The sequence below is a fragment of the Allobosea sp. CER48 genome, assembly GCF_044752385.1.
Classification (GTDB): Bacteria; Pseudomonadota; Alphaproteobacteria; order Rhizobiales; family Beijerinckiaceae; genus Allobosea.
Window position 1 is genome coordinate 1 of the sequence record NZ_JBIWYK010000325.1, and the last position, 3,716, is coordinate 3,716.

Sequence of the window (3,716 nt, forward strand, 5' to 3'; positions counted from 1 at the left end):
CCCGAGGTCGTGTCTTCGTCCGGCGTCGATGCGTCGACGCCGTATCGCCTGAAGGACGCCTTCGCGGCGCTCGATGAACTGATCGGCCTGCATGAGCAGCGCTGGCCGCGCGCTGCGCTGCGCTCGCTGAAGGTCCGGCTGGAATCCCTCCATGCCGATCCGCGGTACAGGTTCATGTTCGGCCGCGCCAACATGTACGAGACCGTGGCGCCGATTCTCGGCCAGCTCTTCCGGATCCCGATGCATGGCCGGCCGATCACGGCCTTCCAGCTGGGCGGCTTGCCGGCCGAGGTGGTGAATGCGGTGGCCTCGGTGCTGTCCCGGCTCGCCTTCGAACTCGCCATGGCAAGCCAGGGCGCCTGCGAGGTGCTGGTGCTCTGCGAGGAGGCGCATCGTTATGTGCCGTCCGATCCGAGGCTTGGCTTCGCGCCGACCCGTCAGGCGATCGCGCGCATCGCCAAGGAAGGGCGCAAGTACGGGGCCTATCTCGGCGTGGTCACCCAGCGGCCGGGCGAACTCGACCCGACCATCCTGTCCCAGTGCTCGACGATTTTCGCCATGCGGCTCGCCAACGACCGCGACCAGCAGATCATCCGCTCCGCGATTTCGGACGCGTCCGCCAGCATGGTGAACTTCCTGTCGGCGATCGGAAACCGAGAGGCGATCGCCTTTGGCGAGGGCGTCGCCACGACGATGCGCATGCGCTTTGCCGAGCTTAAGCCGCACGAGCTGCCCGCCATGGGCGGTCACACCGGTGAAGGCGGCGGCCGGCTCGAGCCCACCCTTGACGACATCGTGCGGCGCATGCGGGCCTGAACGGTCCGCGGCCGAGCGTGAAATTCTTGCATCGCGGCAGCATTGCCTGTATGGCCGTGCTCAATCCATTTTCCCTGCATCGCTGAGATCGGAAGGAGCCGGCCATGGCTCGCGTCACCGTTGAAGACTGCATCGACAAGGTCGAAAACCGCTTCGAGCTGGTGCTGCTCGCTAGCCATCGCGCGCGGATGATCCAGTCGGGCTCGTCGATCCTTGTCGCGCGCGACAATGACAAGAACCCCGTCGTTGCGCTCCGCGAAATCGCCGACGAGAAGCTGAAGCCCGAGGATCTGAAGGAAGATCTGATCCACTCGCTGCAGAAGCATGTCGAGGTCGACGAGCCGGAGCAGGAGACCGTGCCGTTGCTCGCCAGCCCCTCTGCCGCCGCCACGCCCGACAGCGAAGTCCAGTTCGACCGCATGAGCGAGGAAGACCTCCTTCGCGGTCTCGATGGTCTCGTGCCGCCGACCGAGAGCGCCGACGACGAGGACTGATCCTCGGTCTGCGTGAATCGATTGTTCACAGTTTGAAGTTAAAGCCCGGCCGTGCCGGGCTTTTTCATGCCCGCCATCCGGAAAACGCCTTGCCGCCACTGATGCCCGTGTCGATAATAATGTGTTGCAATGATCGAAGGTTGAGGCAGGGGCCCGCATGGGCATGATGCGGCAATACGAGCTCGTTGACCGGGTCAGGAGCTACAATCCGAACACCGACGAGGACCTGCTCAACCGGGCCTATGTGTATGCCATGCGCGCACATGGCACGCAGAAACGTGCCTCCGGGGATCCGTTCTTCGCTCATCCGCTCGAAGTCGCGGCGATTCTGACCGATCTCAAGCTCGACGATGCCACTATCGTCGCCGCAGTCCTTCACGATACGGTCGAGGATACGGCGGCGACGCTCGAGGAGATCGAGAGCATGTTCGGGCCGGATATCCGCCGGCTCGTCGACGGTCTCACGAAGATCAAGAAGCTCGATCTCGTCTCCAAGAAGGCGGCGCAGGGCGAGAATTTCCGCAAGCTGCTGCTCGCGATCGCAGACGATGTCCGCGTGCTGCTCGTGAAGCTTGCGGACCGGCTTCACAACATGCGGACGCTGCATTTCGTCCCACCCGAAAAGCGCCTGCGCATCGCCGAGGAGACGATCGAGATCTACGCTCCGCTCGCCGGCCGCATGGGCATGCAGGAGCTGCGCGAGGAGCTGGAGGAGCTGTCCTTCCGCCACATCAAGCCGGAAGCCCACGCCACCGTGACCAAGCGGCTGGAGGAGGTCACCGAGCGCGAGGGCAGGGTCATCGGCGAGATCGAGCAGGATCTCAAGGAGAAGCTTGCCGCCAGCGGCATCCAGGCCCAGGTCTCCGGGCGGCGCAAGCGGCCCTATTCGATCTGGAAGAAGATGGAGCGGAAATCCGTCTCCTTCGAGCAGCTCTCCGACATCTTCGGGTTCCGCGTCATCGTCGAGAAGCCGGAGGATTGCTACCGCGTTCTCGGCATCGTTCATATGACCTGGCCGATGGTGCCGGGCCGCTACAAGGACTACATCTCGACGCCGAAGCAGAACGACTACCGTTCTATCCACACCACGGTCGTTGGCCCGGGCCATAGCCGCGTCGAACTGCAGATCCGCACCGATACGATGGACCGCATCGCCGAATATGGCATTGCCGCCCATGCCCACTACAAGGACGGTCGCCCGGGCGAGCCGATCCAGCTCGGCGACGAGAGCCGCGCCTATCAATGGCTGCGCCGCACCGTCGACCTGCTGGCCGAGGGCGACAGCCCCGAAGAGTTCCTCGAGCATACCAAGCTCGAGCTCTTCCACGACCAGGTCTTCTGCTTCACGCCGAAGGGCAGGCTCATCGCCCTGCCGCGCGGCGCCACGCCGATCGATTTTGCCTATGCCGTCCACACCGACGTCGGCAACAGCGCCGTGGGCGCCAAGATCAACGGGCGCATCGCTCCGTTGCTGACCGAATTGCAGAACGGCGACGAGGTCGAGATCACCCGCGCCGAGGGACAGGCGCCCCCGGCCGCCTGGGAATCCCTCGTCGTCACCGGCAAGGCTCGGGCCGCCATCCGGCGTGCGACGCGTGCTGCTGTCCGGCGTCAATATGCAGGGCTCGGCCGGCAGATCCTCGAGCGCGCCTTCTCCCGCACCGAGCGCGCCTTCTCGGACGAGAAGCTCAAGGCCGCGCTGAAGCGGCTCGCCCGCAACACGGTCGATGACGTGCTCGCCGCAGTCGGCCGTGGCGAGATGTATTCCGGCGATGTCGTCAAGGCGGTCTATCCGGATCTCGAGCCAGAGAAGCGCGCCGCAGCCGAGACCAAGACCGGCGCCGCGGCCAGCGGCAAGGGCTGGTTCGAACTCCGCCAGGGCGAGAATCTCAAGTTCAAGCTGCCGGGAGAGGCGCCTTCCGATAGCGCCATTCCGATCCGGGGCCTTGGACGCGACCTGCCCGTGCGCTTCGCCCCGCATGGCGGTGCCGTGCCGGGCGACCGCATCGTCGGCATTCTGACGCCGGGCGAGGGGGTGACGATCTATCCGATCCAGTCGCCCGCACTTGCCGCTTTCGACAATGAGCCCGAGCGCTGGCTCGATGTCCGCTGGGACCTCGACGACAAGGTGCCTCAGCGTTTCCCCGCGCGGATCGCTCTGAAATCGCTCAACGAACCGGGTTCGCTCGCCCAGATCACGACGACGATCGCCGAGCACGACGGCAATATCGATTCGGTTTCGATGAATCGTCCGAACCCGGACTTCACCGATGTCACGATCGATCTCACGGTCTGGGACCTTAAGCACCTCTCGGCGATCATCAGCGAACTGCGGGAGAAACGGGTGATCAGCCGCGTCGAGCGGATGGTCGGCTAGCCCCGGAAAGCCGCCGCCAGCTCCCGCAC

Annotated in this window: 3 protein-coding genes; all 3 read left to right on the forward strand. The window is 65.0% G+C overall.

Translation table 11 applies throughout. The features are described from left to right. On the forward strand, nt 1-816 hold an 816-nt coding region (locus ACIPIA_RS12115), incomplete at its 5' end, for an ATP-binding protein (RefSeq protein ID WP_400509820.1). Between the two features lie 104 nt (nt 817-920). Next, nucleotides 921-1,310, forward strand: coding sequence for a DNA-directed RNA polymerase subunit omega (gene rpoZ, locus ACIPIA_RS12120; protein WP_265052793.1), 390 nt, complete (start codon nt 921-923; stop codon nt 1,308-1,310). 163 nt (nt 1,311-1,473) lie between these two features. Beyond that, nucleotides 1,474-3,687, forward strand: coding sequence for a RelA/SpoT family protein (locus ACIPIA_RS12125; RefSeq protein ID WP_400509822.1), 2,214 nt, complete (start codon nt 1,474-1,476; stop codon nt 3,685-3,687). The last annotated feature ends 29 nt before the right edge of the window (nt 3,688-3,716 follow it).